1 protein-coding gene is annotated in these 629 nt (G+C 61.5%); it reads right to left on the reverse strand.

All coding sequences use genetic code 11. The features are described from left to right. Nucleotides 1–629, reverse strand: a 629-nt coding sequence (locus JF66_RS19920) for a UPF0182 family protein (RefSeq protein WP_035880625.1), incomplete at both ends; no start/stop codon positions are given.

A 629-nucleotide genomic window follows, 5' to 3' on the forward strand; every position in this document is an offset into this window, starting at 1 on the left:
GGATTCGTGGCCGGCGAGTCCGGGTCGTTCGGGGAGATCCAAGCATCGTCCTTGGAGTAGAAGGATCCAGGGTCAGTCACATGGTACTGACCGAGAATGGCGCGCTGCACCTTGAACAGGTCCGCCGGGTAGCGCACGTGGCTCATCAGGTCGCCGCTCATCTCGCTCATCGGCTTGACCGTCGACGGGAAGATCTTCTGCCAGGTCTCCAGCATGGGCTCCTTGGCGTCCCAGGCGTAGAGGGTGACTTCTCCGCTGTAGGCATCCACGGTGGCCTTGACCGAGTTGCGCATGTAGTTGATGTTGTCGAGCGCGAACGGCTGCGGCGGCGTTTCTGTGTCCGTGATCGCGTCGCTCAGGCTCACCGACGTCGAGTACGGGTAGTTGGCGCTCGTGGTGTAGCCATCGACGATCCACTTGACCCGACCGTCAACGACGGAGGGATAGGCATCGGAGTCGAGGGTGAGGTACGGCGCAACCTTCTGCACGCGGGTGATCGGGTCGCGGTCGTACAGGATCTGCGACTTGTCGTTGACCGCGTTCGCCAGGAAGATCTGCTCCGACTGGAACTTGAGCGCGTAGATGAGCTGCTTGAACGGGTTGTCGAGTTTCGGTCCACCATCTCCGGA

Origin of the sequence: Cryobacterium sp. MLB-32 (assembly GCF_000738085.1) — a bacterium.
Classification (GTDB): domain Bacteria; phylum Actinomycetota; class Actinomycetes; order Actinomycetales; family Microbacteriaceae; genus Cryobacterium.